Annotated in this window: 10 protein-coding genes; 8 read left to right on the top strand and 2 right to left on the bottom strand. The window is 50.4% G+C overall.

The window, feature by feature from the left end; genetic code table 11:
* Nucleotides 1–461: 461 nt before the first annotated feature.
* The 5 genes from JNA92_RS24845 (at nucleotide 462) to JNA92_RS24825 (ending at nucleotide 6,411) form a co-directional block, all read left to right on the top strand.
* On the top strand, nucleotides 462–1,265 hold the full coding sequence (locus JNA92_RS24845; protein WP_241807153.1) for a site-specific integrase: 804 nt from the start codon (nucleotides 462–464) through the stop codon (nucleotides 1,263–1,265).
* The gene (locus JNA92_RS24840) at nucleotides 1,246–3,141 is read left to right on the top strand and encodes a hypothetical protein (RefSeq protein ID WP_241807152.1); all 1,896 of its coding nucleotides are present in this window, start codon (nucleotides 1,246–1,248) and stop codon (nucleotides 3,139–3,141) included. Before JNA92_RS24845 ends, JNA92_RS24840 begins: the two co-directional genes overlap by 20 nt.
* A gap of 20 nt (nucleotides 3,142–3,161) precedes the next feature.
* Nucleotides 3,162–5,117 (top strand): integrase, encoded by a 1,956-nt coding sequence (locus JNA92_RS24835; RefSeq protein WP_241807151.1) that lies wholly within the window; start codon nucleotides 3,162–3,164, stop codon nucleotides 5,115–5,117.
* 32 nt (nucleotides 5,118–5,149) lie between these two features.
* Entirely contained in the window at nucleotides 5,150–5,587 is a 438-nt protein-coding gene (locus tag JNA92_RS24830; protein WP_241807150.1) for a hypothetical protein, read from the top strand.
* A 605-nt stretch (nucleotides 5,588–6,192) separates the two neighbouring features.
* Nucleotides 6,193–6,411, top strand: coding sequence for a hypothetical protein (locus JNA92_RS24825; protein WP_241807149.1), 219 nt, complete (start codon nucleotides 6,193–6,195; stop codon nucleotides 6,409–6,411).
* 557 nt (nucleotides 6,412–6,968) lie between these two features.
* On the opposite strand, the gene JNA92_RS24820 is transcribed toward JNA92_RS24825, so the two are convergent.
* Nucleotides 6,969–9,122: an AAA family ATPase gene (locus tag JNA92_RS24820; protein ID WP_241807148.1), complete on the bottom strand. Its 2,154-nt coding sequence runs from the start codon at nucleotides 9,120–9,122 to the stop codon at nucleotides 6,969–6,971.
* Between the two features lie 1,920 nt (nucleotides 9,123–11,042).
* Nucleotides 11,043–11,252, bottom strand: a complete 210-nt coding sequence (locus JNA92_RS24815) for a hypothetical protein (RefSeq protein ID WP_241807147.1) — start codon at nucleotides 11,250–11,252, stop codon at nucleotides 11,043–11,045.
* Between the two features lie 543 nt (nucleotides 11,253–11,795).
* On the opposite strand from JNA92_RS24815, the gene JNA92_RS24810 reads away from it, so the two are divergent.
* Genes JNA92_RS24810 through JNA92_RS24800 form a run of 3 tightly spaced genes read left to right on the top strand, consistent with a single transcriptional unit; the run spans nucleotide 11,796 to nucleotide 15,285 of the window.
* Entirely contained in the window at nucleotides 11,796–12,728 is a 933-nt protein-coding gene (locus JNA92_RS24810; protein ID WP_241807146.1) for a hypothetical protein, read from the top strand.
* Nucleotides 12,728–13,171 carry a hypothetical protein gene (locus JNA92_RS24805; protein WP_241807145.1) on the top strand — a complete coding sequence of 148 codons (444 nt, stop codon included), beginning with the start codon at nucleotides 12,728–12,730 and terminating at the stop codon, nucleotides 13,169–13,171. Before JNA92_RS24810 ends, JNA92_RS24805 begins: the two co-directional genes overlap by 1 nt.
* 2 nt (nucleotides 13,172–13,173) lie before the next feature.
* Nucleotides 13,174–15,285 (top strand): AAA family ATPase, encoded by a 2,112-nt coding sequence (locus tag JNA92_RS24800; RefSeq protein ID WP_241807144.1) that lies wholly within the window; start codon nucleotides 13,174–13,176, stop codon nucleotides 15,283–15,285.
* Nucleotides 15,286–15,466: the final 181 nt, after the last annotated feature.

The following is a 15,466-nucleotide window of genomic DNA, read 5'->3' as shown; positions in this document are numbered from 1 at the left end:
TTTTGGATAAGAGGTGCGCTGGCGCATGGTGATCCTTGCGATAAGGGCGATGGTGTCCACGTATTTTTAGGTGGACACCATCGCCCTTAATGCTGGGATTCTGAAGGTGTGTTGGCTGGCCGCTTACGGAAGGCGGGAGGGACTATCTAAATTTCGAGGGAGAGTCATACAGTCGGCCGACCTACTACTACCAAGCCCAGATGAAAAAAGCGGTTCAACGTAAGGCTCGGAGCGGTACGACGGGGAGTGGTGAGAGGCTAGGGAGAGGTACAGCCAACCGAAAAATCACCAGCATGGTTGGCTTCTATCGCTGGATGGTAAACACCGGACGATTCAAGCCTCAGCAGGCAATGTGGGTTAGCACAACAAAATATGTCTCGTACGACGACCGCCATGGCTTTCGGCAGTCCCGAGAAATCATTTGTACTGATCTAACCTTTAGAAGGGTCGCCGGAATACCAATGGGCGACTACATTGAAGATGGAGGAAAGCTATACCCAATCAGTCGAGAGAGCCAAGAGGCACTGATAGCTGCATTGTTGCGACTGCAAAATCCTGAAATGCTGCTAATTCATATCGTTGCTTTGACAACAGGGATGAGAATCCAGTCTATCCTGAACCTGCGCTTTCATTGTATTCGACAAGACGTAGGCTCACCAGAGGATGAAAATCGGAATGCGCTTTACGCGATTACCATAGGAGGACTAACGAATGTGGGGGCAAAAGGGGGCAAGGAACAAAACGTACTGATGCCTGCCTGGCTGCACTATCGACTCACGATTTATTTGAACTCTAAACGGCACAAGGACAGAGTTATGAAATCACCGATCAGCAATATCAGTGACCAATACGTTTTCTTAACCAGAACAGGCAAGCCGTATTATGTAGCAGAAGAAGACAGCGAGCTTTTCGGGTATTCCAACGAGCGAGGATCCGCAATCCGCCAGTTTATCACCAAAATATTTCAAGAGCTCGCCAAGGAAAAACAAATGTTCAAATATCGGTTCCACGACCTACGCGCCACATTTGGCATGAACTTAATCGAGGACAATATGAAACTAGTAGAAAAGGGTGAGATGTCGCAACTCGCGCTGCTGGATTTGGTTAGGAGAAGACTAAACCACAGCAGCGTTGACGTATCCATGCGCTACTTGAGGTTTAGGTCTGATCATCCTCTGGTTGCCAACGCCCAATCGGAGTTTGAACTTCATCTCGAGGGCGTTATTACGACGGAAATGAGACGACATGAGGGTATTCGATCGTGATATTTATCAAGTCGACATACAGAACCTTGAACTGGATGAGTGCCAGCAGACAATCGCTGACACCCCTATCGAAGGCCTTATTTTAAAATGCACAAAGGAACGCAAAGTCGATATAGGTGCGCTTTGCTACCAAACTCGTACCAAAATTACCCGAGCATTGACCAAGAAAGTAGATCTTCATACGCTGCGTTCAGAGCGTAAAAACGCTGTGCGTGCCTGGGTCGTGCAGCAGGTTACGCTATGTTACACCCGCAACTCTGCCAACACCGTCTTCGCCAACGCTACCAAAATTACCGGAATCTTTGATTGGGCGGACTCTTGTGGCTTTGAGGATTTTCTGAAATCCCCGGAGAACTATCATCAGGCCTTGCAAGCCTATACGCAAAATTTGCTTCAGCAGATCAGTACTAAGCAAAAATCAACACTGACTGCGAGCAATCATCAGTCAATGGCGCTAAACAGTGGATTTGTTTTCTTCCCAGGTACTGCATTTAATTTCCGAGATGATCTCCCAATCATCTCTAATAAAGGGGGCAGATCTAAGCCCACCCAACCACCTTTGCAAAGTGAAATAGAAGCGTACCTTACGCCTTGTCAGTATCTATTCGACGGCCTAACTGATTTTGTACTGAAGTTCAAAAAATTCCCAGCTAGAATTCCGTTCATGTCCGAATATCTTTGGCTACTTCCAGCGGAATACCCATTTATAAGCAAAATAGTACTTTCAGAAAAGCCGAAAGTTCAATCGAACATTTGCTGGAATTATGAAAACGGCACAATACGCATGAGTCAGGAAGCAGAAAGTCTTAGCTGCCGCCCTCGATATGCTGTACTAGCCGACCTCGCAACTGCAAACACCGTATTGTACAACGCCAACAATGATAATCGGCACGACAAACGAATGAAGCTCGCTAAAATTGCACACGACTCATTTGTGCCTTTATTTGTAGCTAACAGCGGCATTAACGAACAACCCTTGAGAGACCTTCACTTCAATGAAAGCTATGAAGTGTTTGACTCCGGGGAAAAAGGATTTACCGGAATTAAGATGCGAGCCGGAGGAGGAGAGGTGAAATTCTCCATAAAAAAATCCTTCACCAAGAACTTTGACAAATTCATACAGCTGCGTAAATTTATCGACAACGGACAAAATGAAAAACATCTATTTATCGGCATGACCATTTACGAACAATCCATAGGAGGCCAGCTAGCATTAGGGGAGATTTCAAAACTTAACGACAGAATCAAACGTCTCTTGCTTCCTGACTTTAAAGGCTTGAGCTACCAGAAGCTTAGGAAATACAAAAGCAATTACTTGCTCACCCATGGCCATTCTGTCCAAGTCGTTTCGTCTCTACTGCAGAACAGTGAAAGAACTGTTCTCAAGAGCTATGCTCAAGCCAATGAAATCACCGCTATATCTGAAATTACAACAATGCTGAAGCGGTTGGTGGATCTGTTAAATGACTATTCCGGAGAAGAAACTCCAGCTGGTGACTGTGCAGACACCTCCAGTCGTTCGGAAGCGATCTCTCCGCCTCCTGACTATGAGCCAAACTGCAAGAATTTTGAAGGTTGCATATTCTGTAGCCAATTTAGAACCCATGCTACTGAGCCTGCTATTCGCAAGCTTCTGAGTATGCGCTTCGTCATTTTGGAGTATCTGAATTCCTGCACTGATAAAAGTCATTTCGACAATGTTCATGGCGCAGCTGTCGCGCAGATTGATCGTATCATTTCAGAACTTCTTGATCAGCGTCCTGACTTATCACAATTAGTTAATCAAATCCGCGCAGAGATCAGTAATGAGTTCAAGCTCTCTGATTACTGGAAGCGCTTCTACCATCGCATGGTTCAGTTGAAGGTGATGAAATGATAGCTAAACGAAATACCTCCATGATCAGCACCGCCTTCCCTCTCAAAAAGGCTCACTTGGACACCGATGCTTACTATGGCATGGCGCTATCTAGGATATGCCCGGGGCTGGTGATGTCGCGCTCAATGGAAGGATCCATCATCTCAGCGTTTGATGATGATCAGTGGTTCCTTCCTGCTTTCGCATATAGCGTCAAGGACAATCCTTATTTTGATTTTCTGCCATTTAGGCAAGAGGGAAAATTCAGCGCCGAGAACGTTATAACTTGCAAACGAATTTTCTCTATCAAAATGTTTTCTGCCAAATCTAAAACCGGCAAAACTATGCGCTTAACCACTATGCAATCAACGATGGTAGCGCTTTATCACGTAAACTCATATAGCAACGAATGCAACATTACAATTCAGGAAATATTTTCCTCCAAAAAACTTTTTGAGGAAATGCTGAAATTTATACCAACCTCTTACAACAAACAACTACTTGCCTTAGTCAGAACACTTGTCAGCATCAATAGCACAGATAGGGGATTCGCAATCGATGGCACTATACTTCCGCTTCTTACAAAAATCACTCGCGACTCTCGCAACGAAGGCAAACAGCACCCCGTAATCCCCAGCAGAATTCTCTGGGCTAAATACAAGCAGTACAAAGAATGTCTCCACGACTACCTGAAGAACAAAGATGCAATTCACGGATACATTGAAAAAACTATCGAAGATAGGTTTTTTGGGAGATGCGAGCAAACTCGCTACAAGTATGATGATGAGTATTCTAAACGTTCCTTGGAGACGAGAACAACTGACGACGAAGAAACGGTTGTCTTTTGGAAATCCATCGAGAAATACAACCTGACAAAACTCGCCAAAAAATACAACTGGAAAGTTACAATGTGCGCAATACGCTTCCTATCACTTGTACAGTATTGTGCAAAATGCTTAATTCACTTATTCACTCTCATGCGGGATAGCGAAGCTTATAACCTTCCAGTCGACTGCCTGGAATCCATTCAGGGCTGGAACGACGAAGCCCTTTACGTGTGTGGGACATCAACCAAGCTCGAAAGTGAAAAAACAGACGCTAAATGGATAACCACTGCCGACATACGTGAGCCTGTACAGGTACTTCAGTCCATTCAAAAGCTCGTAGCGTCTCACGCTGAAGATGGCACTCAAGTAAACTGGCTACTCCTAGCAGCATCAAATCTGCCATTCTCTGGAAGTCCGAAGAAAGAGGGCGTCTCTCGCACAAACCTCGACTACAAACTTCCGCCCGTCATCATCACCGAAGCAGACATCCGCGAATTGGAGACAATTGATCCCTATCGAAACTGGCGTGATGATAAAAAGTTTAAGGTAGGCCAGCCTTGGTGGGTTACCACGCACCAGTTCCGACGTTCGATTGCTGTTTTTGCTGGTCAAAGCGGGCTAATAACTCTCCCATCACTTAAACGCCTGCTCCGACATATCACTAAAGCCATGTCGACTTATTACATGAAAGGGTGTTCTGCCAAAAACTACCTATTCAGCGACATCAACCCTCAGCTAACACGTGAACTGAGGCGAGCGAAGGCAGAGGCTGACGCTGCGGTGTTCATTCGTGACGTGCTCAAATCAGCAGAACAGATGTACGGCTTCGCCGGGCGCCGGGCAATGGAAATGCGAGAGCAGTCGCCTTGGCTAGCCGGTACGGCGGAGGATACAAAGCAGCAGGTGAAGCTTGGATTGACGGCTTACCAGGAAACCCCTGCGGGAGGGTGCACCTCTCCGTTACCATGCGATAAGCGGGCACATGCGAAGATGGACACTTGTAGCACTTGTAAGAGTTTCGTAGGACAGGAGTCGAAAATGGCCGAAACGATCGAGATCATGGAGTTTGATTTGGCAGAGCTCAAGCCTGGCACCATTGAGTACCGGGCAGAGCTTCAGAATCTGGAAGATTTTAAGGCCTTCCGTGATCGGGTCATTGCGCGAGGCTAATTTCACTTTCCATCATGATAGGGAGAGAAAACATGTCAGTTGAACAAGAGCATTCGACACTGAAAGTCTACAACGACGCTGCCTACCGTATCTTCACTGATACCACGGTGGTCTTGTCCAAAGGATCTAAAATGAACATTAAGAATGTCGCGCTTGAAGCAGGTAAATCGCCTAGCAGTATCCGAAAGGACAGAGATATTTTCATCCCACTCATCCAAGATATCAAAGCGATGGCTAAGCAGATGGCTGAGCGGCAAGCTCCTGGTCAGGAGAAGGTCAAGGATGCACAGCAAAAAACCAAAAAAGCGAAAGCCGAAGCTGGGAGCTTCGAGAAGCGCTACAAAGAGTCGTTAGCCCGAGAGCTGATGTTGATCAGAGCGTTAGATGAGGCTCAGCGCGATCTTCGTCGCTATCAACAGCCGTTCAGTGAACACGACAATGTTGTGCCGTTCTCCAACCCACGAAAATGATTCTACCGAAGGACTCGGGCTCAGGTACGCCGTTGCTGGACGGATCGAGGTGCCATGCTATCGTTCAGGACTGATGAAACCTGCATCTGCGCGGTCGGCACGCGGCGGCTTATGCCACAGGTAGCCCTGCCCTTCTCTGCACGCATTTCGACAATAGTCAGCGGGCAGCGACACCCTGACGCCATTGGAGAAATGCCATGCGCGTTTCTGTAGCCGCGCCTCACCGAACCGTCGGTGGCCGTCATGGATCGGAAGGCCAGAATATGGGCCTCAAATCCCAGCTTCGGACACACAAATATTTAATCCAGAGTAGAATTAAGTTGATTGTGTACCGCGTTCTGCGATCGGAATGCGGGTACCCACACTAGTAAGTGGGTGCCCAAGTGGCCATCCTGCGTAGATCCACCACATGAGGAGTGCAAGGATCCGCTATGCCCAGATACCTCAGCAACAGCGCAATACGTCTATTGAAAGCCAGCCAAGAATCCTTAGCCTTACGCGCTCCGCTTGTTGCGAAATCTAGTTTCGTAACGATCAGAGGCCAGCTTTACTAACGGAAGCTGTGATACAAGGTCTACTGCCAACCTCACCAGGACATGCTAATCATGAAAGAGCTACGGACAGCTGCTGAAGTCCTTGGGCGTCTCAGCCATAACCAGGACGCATTGCGTGCCGCAGTCGAAGAGTTGGCCAAATGGGTTGGCGATAGGGGCGCAGCTACGGTTGTGGACAACGTCAATGGGGCACTTGCCACCCTGGACGACAATATTGATGCCGTGCGGCAGGGCATCGCGGTACTGGTAGCGGCGAGCGTAAAACCTTAGGCGGGCTCCTGCCCGAACAACCGATGCAGTACTGAAGCTGAAGGATGCAGATGGGGTGGGAGACTATTTGGAATTATGCTCGGCAATAATTATGTCCCAGCGATAATTTTCTAACCGTAAGCTCTAGCTCACCAAGGGAGGCCATCACGAAAAACTACCACCGCGGCTGGGGAAGTGAGGAGGATGTGGAGCAGCCACCCCCTAAGGGGTTTAGAAGTTACCGCTGTGGGAGCGAGCGACGATGCTTGCACACCGTCTCCCAACGACCCAGGCGGAAACGCTCGTATTGCCGTACAGGCACTACCTTCTCACGATTGCTCATGATCAGTTTCTCCATCCGTCCTCAGCGGGCTGCTGAGCGCCTTCACACTCCGTATGCGAAGCAGTGCACGTTGAATGCGCGGCGGTACTAGAGATCCTTGGGGGTAGCTGCGAAAGCAATACTAGCAAGGCCTGATGCTGTTGAGAAGGCAATTGGCCATCTCCGACAAAGCATCCGCCCTAGACTTTAGTAGTCCCAACGTGGCGTCAAAGGCTGATGGGATAAGACCACGGAGTCAGGCCATCATCAGGTTGTAGTGCTCTTCGAAATCTGTAGCGACAAAGATTTTTTTGAACTGCTCTAGGAATTGCCTAGGGTCAATGCCGCCAAATTCACCCAGATTGACGGGGTCAGAGTGAGATTCGCGGTTGATGTACCGGTAGAGAGCTCGGAACTCGGGGTTCGCATCGGACAGGTCATCGATCACCTTCCAGAGCTTTTCCTTCCGCTGCACGAAGCCGAAGTAGTATTCCAATATGTTTCTCATCATGTTTGGGATGAGAGCTGGGGAAGCTTTCCCTTCTAGGGCGTCCTTCATGGTGTGCCAGAAGGCATGGTAGTCATTCCGAATGTCCCCCCTTTGAAGTGGCTGGATGGTACTGTAATCGGCCTTGGAAACCTTGAACAAGGTCATTTCGTTATCTCGCCGGTCGTCCTCTATCAGCTTGATCAGCTCATGGTAGAAGAACAGGTTATGGGTCATGACGATGACCTGCTTGAAGCGATTGGCCGGCAGAAGTACTTGCTTGCGGATGAGCGCGGCGACATCGTATACGTAATTGTGGGACAGGCTGGAAATTGGATCGTCGATCACGACAATACGCTGGCTTTTGAGCTTTTTCGACGCTGAATCCAGCTCTCCGTTGCACACCTCAAGGAAGTAGAGGAACGAGATCAGTGTCTTTTCCCCCTCACTGAGCGTGTCGAAAACCTTCTCCCTCGCCCCCGCCCTCTCCAGTCGGTAATGAGGGATAGGCCCCTCCTCTTTTACCAATTTGAAGCCTTGCAACCCCAACAGTCCCAGCCAACGATTGATGTTCTCGACAGCCTGATCAACGTTGGTGGTTTGCGAGGTGTACTCAGCTTTCTTCTTACGAAGCTCGACGATTTCGTCACGCATGGCTTGCACGCTTTCGCGCTTCTTGTTGCGAAGCTCTCTGAACTCCTCAATTTTTGGCAGCGTGTCTCGCATCAGCTCATCGCAAGCGTCTCGATAGCAGTACCAAAAACGCTCGGTGATCATTGCTAGGTGCCGACCCTTCTCACGAAGCTTGTCGTTGAAAGCGTTGATACGAACCTGCTCCACCTCAATCAGCTGATTGATGCCTCCGATCAGTTCGTCGCTTGAGGAGAGCGTGACCACGATGGATGGGTTCGTAACCTTGTTATCGAGCAAGGAGAGGTTATTGATCAGTAGCGCTTTGAGGTCGGCAGTCAGCTGAGCCAGTTTTGGAGTGGGGTACTCTGCGCCATCAATTTGGGCGACCAGTGTCTGCATTCCGGAACTGTACTGCAACCGTAGCTTTTGCAGCCGGCCGAGCCGTTCCTCATAGGTCTTGTCAAACACCTTTTTGATGTCGTCGTAGAAATCTTTGGGCAGGCTTTGCTGGCAGAGCGGGCATTGCTCGGCGTTTAGTTCGAGGTAGCCGAAAGATTGCTTCACCCAGTCGGAGTTACCCAAGGCAAGTATCAGGCCTGAGAGGTAGGACTCGTCCGAAGCGATGATCTGCTCCTGGAGCAGTGGATCCTGCTCGACCACATTCGCCCAGAAGGAAACGCTCTGGATGGAGGGGATGGGCTGGTCATTAGCCTTGACCAGCTCATTCGCCTCATTTGCTAGTAACTCAAAGGTGTCTGGGGTCTCCGAAAACGCCAGACTAGTGACCTTATCAAGCATGCGATCCTTGGTGTGGACGCCCTGCAGACAGTAGGCGAGCGCCGTCGACTCTACCTGCTTACGCAGGGCCCAGATTCCGTCCTTAAAGGATTGCTCCAAGGCCTCTTGCGCGGCTTTGGACTCCTTCCCTACCGTCATTTCTGCTTGGTAGTCGGCTTCCAATGCTTGAATCGCGGCCTCAGCCTCCCTGAGTAATTTCTCAGCCTCAACGTTGTCTTCGTTGAGAGTGAATACACCTGGCTGACTACCCCCATGAAAATTCTTCTCGATGAAGACTTGGTTGTAAACGCAGATATCAGGCTCTACGGCTTGCTCTGAAATGCTGCAGCGACCGAACGACGGATGATCCAGGGTCTGCAGATAGTTACCGATCGTTGATTTCCCCGCCCCATTTTGGCCGTAGATGAGGTTTATCTTCTTCAGTGGCCCAAGCACCACTGGAGCGACTGGGGAGTAGCTGGAGACATCACACAACGACACGTTTAGCAGCATGAGGGCAGTCCTTGGCAACCGGCCGATCTGGTTTGGATCAATGATATGGAGCTATCCGCTGATGTTAATAGCACTATAGTGGCAACGGAAGGGCTGCCCGCACTCCCCGCCCACCTCGGTGGCAAGCAATTTCCCAAAGGAGTACATTTGTGCTCTTGGCCGTATCAAGCTTTTGCCCGAGCCCCACAATTTTAGAAGATCAAGCCGGCCTCTTCGAGTCCAGATTGGCGATAGGTACATAACCTGCGCTCAGCGTACACGAGGCATCTAAAGGCTGATGCAAGGGTCAGAATGACATTCTCCTGGTATTCGAGATCGATAGCACTTGCATACCCGCCCTCGGCAAACCAGATCGTCATAGCAAGCGACAACGTTCTCCAGGCCCGTATCCGAGCGTGTCATCAGCACTTTCATCTCATGGTCGGACGCTTGCAGCAACTGAGTCAGCTCAGCGACTTTCATGCGCACCTCATACTCGATAAACAGCCGGCGTAGATGCTCAGCTCAACCCATGCCACGGCATGGCATGCTGATCTCAGCATAGAAGGCCTCCCCATCACATAGCCGGCTCTTCGAGCGCGGAGCTGCGACATAAGGCTAACTGCATTGCTAGCTAATTCAGTGGAGGGGTTGAAGCTTTTGTATGAGAGCTCGCCGGCTTTCCACCAAAATTTGCCGATTCCGGTGGTCAAAACGATGTAAATGGAGTTCCGAAGCGTTGCCTCTGCAGCGCTGGGCAAGGGGTAAAGAACACCGCAAACTTTGGAGCTCCACGGGAGAGCTGATGAGCTGGTCGATCAGGTGGGGTCTGTATTGTACGGTGTCCGGCATGCTCGGCTTCCTACTGGCCAGTGGCCTCTATCAGAGGGTTGACATCAGTATCAACCGCCGTAGGATGGAGAATGGTTGGCACTGAGCTCCAATGAGCGAAAGCTTACGACTCCTTGCGTAGACCACGAAACACCCGCCCCGGCCTCGAGCCGGGGTTTTCGTTTCTGGATCACACGAACCGTTCTATCCCCTACATCCAAGCGGCCATCACATATCGACTGCTCCTTGTCGACATAAAGGCTCCATTCCTTAGACGCTGCCGTAATACTGGGGTTGGTTTGCGATGAACCACCCTTTAAGTGTCACCCACCCTCCCCGTGCACCAAATCCGCTCCTGGTGCCGACAATCCATAATTGCGCCGTTAGGCCAGAGCCGAGGATCATTTCCTCAGAGACTTCTCGTCGCGTCGGCTCACTCCGTAATAGGATTTGCCGTCCTTTGCCATGCGCCAAGGATCAGAAAATTGACGAGGGTGAGGGAGCTCAGAGTTAGCATCACTTGCGAGCTGCCGGCGTACAGCTGCACGGTAGCTACAGTGCCATGCTTGCTTGTCGGAGCGCTCGCTTGTGGCTGAGGTAATGCCTCGTATCGGAGTTTTGCGTCGGCTTCTGCTCATATTGGGATCACGACTGGTGCAGCACGTTCGTACGTGCTTGCCCTGCCCTGCAGAACATTTGAGGTTAACACGACTATGGAGAATCGAATACGCCAGTGCCCCTGGACTGGGATAGCGCGGGCTTTTTTGCATTCCTAGTGGCTAAGTTTTCTTGGCCCGCCAAGCGCGTGCAGTTGGTAGTCAGTGACCGCCGGGAAGCTGTGTTCGGCTGACAACCGTAGGCACTCAAGCTCAGCGCCACTGACACCGCCGGCGTGGGCTTGGTGATACCTCTTCATAGCCTCCACGGCATCCGAATACATCGGATGATGAAGAGGCAATACGCCGCTGAGAACCTTCTCCACCACATTCACTCCGAGGATCTGTGTAAGGGGCGTTCGGTGTCGATGATTACGCTCGATTCTCTTGAAAGCCGCGATCATGGAGGCCAGCTGGGTACCAGCTCAACGTCGTCCGATTACCTATCTCTCATTTAATGTACCGACTCACCTAAGGCCCCGGCTTTATAAACCTGGTAGTCGATGACTGTGTGATAGAGATGGTCTGCCTCAACACGCAGGCGTTCAATCTCAGCTGCAGGTCGCTTGCGCTCCAACGCGTCGTTGTAGGCTCGAATCGCTTCGAGAGCTTGCCTTAGCAGCGGCTCACCTGCTTCTGTCATGCCCAAAAGGGTTCGCTTCAATTCAGACACCTTAGGAATTCGTCGAGCTGTCTAAAGTGCACGCGATGTTGAGACTCGCCGCAGCAGCAGCCCCGAGGCGTTATACGCCGCCGTCGCGAAGCTTGTCATATGGTTCGGTGATCGAGGAACAGTCACGGTGGTAAATAACATCAACAGAGCGCCTTCCACTCTGTACGATAATATCGATGCAGTGCGCAATAGCTCCGTTGAGTGGGTAGCCGCCAGCGTGTAGTACTAGACGGACGACCTGCCGCTCCTCGAGCCGCACGACATCGAGCTCTAGCCTCTTCGTGAAGCATCGATTGGATCATTTCTCATACATCGCCCCTCAGATTGATTCCCGTCGCCTGATTGGCCATTTATTAGACAGCGGATGACAGAAGCGCAGGCATACACTGTATTTATGTACAGTTAACTAGCTAATCATTTCTTCTCATAGCTAGACCGAATGACGGCATTTTGCTAGCGTCCCCCGACACGATCCATTCACTCCAGAGTACTAGACGTCTTATGGAGGGGCAGGTCTGGAATGGACTAAACCTGATGAAGCGAGGCAGGCAAGCTTTGATTAACACATCAGTGGGCGCATTTAACGGAACCAGTTGGGAAGCGTTGATGCAGCTCGTTTTAAAGGCAAAATACGGCTCCGAAGGATATCAGCATGTGCCCGCTACGCCGGGTGACTTTGGCATTGAAGGTTTTACCCGAACTACCGGCCTAGCGTTTCAGTGCTATTGTCCGGACTTCCATTACGAGCGTAAAGAACTCTATGAGAAGCAGCGGGACAAGATGACCCAAGATCTCAAGAAGCTCAAAGATAACGAAAAGAGCCTGTCCACCATTCTAGGCGGAACGCGGATCAAGAGCTGGTACCTGATAACCCCGGACGTTATCCATAACAAGATTCTGTCACACGCAGTAGAAAAGCAGACCGAAGTCCGAGAGTGGAAACTGCCCCACCTTCATGAAGACTTCACTGTTTACGTGCATGATGCCGGTTATTACCTGCAAGAGATCAATCAGCAAAAGAAATTCGAAGGCTTGCCCATTTCCTTGGGCCAAGACCTGCATGAAATACCCAAAGTCAATGAAGGCAACACTGAGTACGACGACAATTTGGAACGCAAGACCAACCTGCGTATGGCTGAGAGAGGCGCTTTGGCGGCAGCAGGTTTATTAAAGGTCACGAAGAAGTCTTTCCTGGATCATGACAGCTACTTCCAGAATCTGTACGACTCACACCCTCAAACGTACTTTCAACTGGCCAGGGCTTTACATGGGTTTGAGAACAACATTGAAGAGTGGAAGTTTACAATCACTGGCGACCCTGATCAGTTGGTTGAGAAGGTCAAAACCAAGTTGCAGGAGCGCTTGGTCGGCGATGAGCTTTTGAGCATCGATGCAACCACTGCCGACGAGATCATCCGAAGGACAATGGCTCGCTGGCTGGCCGTCTGCCAAATGGACTTCTACTAATGGCCACGCTTAAATTCACCTCACGGCCCAGCCCAGTACTGACGGAATTGCGGCCCATCTACAAGATATGCCAAGCCCTTTTGATCATGCACCTGACCGGGCGTGGCGACAAATGTAGCTTGGTAAAACTGCACCTCATGAACTGGGCGATAAAAACGCCACCCCGTGTCGAAACGATGAAGCTTGCTGCCGACCTCGGACAGATCACGCTACCGGTCTGGGGATTCGACCCAGCCCTTTCCATAGCGCTCAACCTCGCTTACAGCGATCAGCTGATCGAACCTACTACCACGGGCTTTGAACTGTCTATCAAAGGCAAACAGCTTGTGAAAACGATCATGAACGACAAGAGCGTCATGGTTGAGGAAAAAACAGCGCTACTTAAAATCGGCAAGAAAATTACGGAAGATATGGTTAAGACCGTATCCAAGGAATGGGAATAACCGTGTTCATCAAATCGATCAAGATCTCAATTGATACCAACGAAGGCCCGTTTGGCTTTCTGACCTATTTCAAGCGCAACCTGAACATCATTCGCGGGCGTAACTCAGCCGGTAAAAGTACCATTGTACATAGCATCCTCTATGCACTGGGCATGGAGCAGCTACTCGGTGCCCAGAACGACAAAGCCCTGACCTACGTCTTGAAAGACTATGTCGAGTATGGCGGGCGAAAGTGCTTCATCACCCGCTCTCTCGTCATGATGGAGCTAGAGTCGAACGGTAAAACCATTACCGTGACTCGCAAAATCAGGGAAGACGAGGTCGATCCGCGACTTGTCGAGATCCAAGAGTGCGCGGTGCTGACCAAAGGCGAACAGGCCGAACCGCTCTACCGCTACCTGCACGACGGTGGCAGCGCACAGATCGAGGAAGGCTACTACAGCTACCTGGAAAAATTCCTCGGCCTTGACCTGCCTCAGGTACCGCACAAGAGTGGCACACAGACAAAGCTCTATCTGCAGTACGTCTTTGCTGCGCTGGCCATTGAGCAGAAACGGGGGTGGACGGATTACATTGCCAACCTGCCCTATTTTGGCGTCCGTGACGCCCGCATCAAAATTGTGGACTACCTCGTCGGCACCAACGTATTCGAACTGGATGCGAAACGCGCGAGGCTTGACCACGAATCTGTCCAGCTCAACTCTGCCTGGCTTGACATAACCAAGGCGCTTTCAAATGATGCGATGAAAAACTCGATCCAAGTAGTGAGCCTACCCACGGCGCCTACGGCGGTGTTCCACGCCAGTGAAGTGAGCTACCTCAAGCGTACCGCTCAAGGCCCAATGAGCCTGGATGAGTATAAAAACAGCCAATTCCAAGCTCTGCTGAGACTTCAGCAAGAAGAAACGAAATGGAAGGATGCAACTCCTGAAGCCACGCTCAAGCAGATTGAGGCGGAGACCGAAAGGCTGCTGAGATTGACCGCTGCGTATGAGGCGACTCTGGGCGAACTCACCCTGCACCGGGCTTCACGCAGCGCTAACACTGTTCACCTGAAGCAGGCCCAAGACGAACTCATTAAAAACAAAGCTGCGCAAAAGCTCATCAACTTCGGCGCATCGTTGGATCTGAGCATAGCCAAGGATGTCTGCCCGGCGTGCCACCAGGATGTAGGTCACTCCCTGACTGACCTCCATGAGCACACGCCCCATATGGACATCAAGACCAACATTGACTACCTGCAGTCACAGATCCGAATGCTGGAGCGCGACAGTGCCTCCATCGCCTTATCCATGAGAGAAACCACTGTCACCAGTGAGGATCTGACACGGCGCATCTCCGAATCCAAATCCAGGCTGCGCGCGCTGAGAACCGACATTACGACGACCTCAACAGTCTCGAAAGCTAATCTACGTCAGCAGCTACAAATGGAGATGGACATCGAGGAGGCCTCGATGTTTTCTCAGCGCAACCGGGAGCGCCTGGAAAAGCTGGAAGCCCTCGCCATTGAGGTCGATCTAAACCAGAAAGCCCGTGCCGACCTGCCCAAAGAACATTACTCCGAGATAGACCAGAAAAAATACGATCTGTTTGCGAAGCTGTTCAGATCCAACGTAGGCGCATTCGACTACCACAGCGCACCTGTCAAAGACATCATCTTCAATACAGATAATCTCTTGCCAGAACTGGCCAAGATAGAACTCAGAGAGATTTATCAAAAAGATTTCAGCGAGATCAAACAAGCCTCCGAAGAGCGTTCGTCACGAGACAGCAGCAACATCGCCCAGGAATCGAGCGCAAGCGACTTTGTCCGCCTGATATGGAGTTACATCTTCACCTTGTACGAAACCTCTTCGCACCCAACGGTAAACGGTAACCACCCAGGCTTTCTTCTCCTGGATGAACCTGGGCAACATTCTATGGCTACTAAAAGCCAACAAGCGCTATTCATGAAGCTGGCGGCAGCAAAGGGCCTTCAGAGTATCGTTGCCGCATCTTTCGATGACAGCGAATCGACTTACCGCGAATCAACCCATAACGTAGATTTCAAACTGATTAAGCTGGGGGACAAAGCCATTACTCCAGGAGGCGATAATAATCCTATTGGTGAATGAGGCTGATCAAACCTCGCCTTTCGTTTATTAGCCAACTGCTTCGGTTAGAGGCTAGCTCTATTGCCATGCGGAATTTCCAGTATGCGGCCTAAACTTCTCTCAGAGGAAGCCGCTCAGCGCCGGCTCCTTGGTAAGCCGGCATGTGCTCGATGAGTTTGTTTCATCACGCTATAGCATCAAT

Origin of the sequence: Pseudomonas putida (assembly GCF_022627325.1) — a bacterium.
GTDB classification, from domain to species: Bacteria; Pseudomonadota; Gammaproteobacteria; order Pseudomonadales; family Pseudomonadaceae; genus Aquipseudomonas; species Aquipseudomonas putida_X.
Note: the sequence above shows the minus strand (reverse complement) of the source record. Positions and strands in the feature narration are given on the sequence as shown.